Annotated in this window: 1 pseudogene; it reads left to right on the forward strand. The window is 61.2% G+C overall.

The features are described 5' to 3' along the window. Positions 1–104: pseudogene (locus J5M56_RS26420) on the forward strand (thioredoxin-disulfide reductase); the annotation flags it as partial. Positions 105–240: the final 136 nt, after the last annotated feature.

The following is a 240-nucleotide window of genomic DNA, read 5'->3' on the forward strand; positions in this document are numbered from 1 at the left end:
CTGACCACGTTTACCGCCAGGCAATCACCTCGGCCGGTGCCGGCTGCATGGCGGCACTGGATGTCGAGCGCTACCTGGACGGTCTGGCTAACGCCTCGTTCTGATTCGCATCTAAAAAACCGGCCAGGTAGCTAACGGCAGTCAGTCAAGGGGTATCGATTGGCGGCCGCGTTGCAGCCTTGCGCGGGTTCACCCGTGAAAGGCTGCAAAACAGCCAGCCTAATCGGCCTTGGCTGACCG

This window comes from Pseudomonas sp. 51_B, assembly GCF_017491595.1.
Classification (GTDB): domain Bacteria; phylum Pseudomonadota; class Gammaproteobacteria; order Pseudomonadales; family Pseudomonadaceae; genus Aquipseudomonas; species Aquipseudomonas promysalinigenes.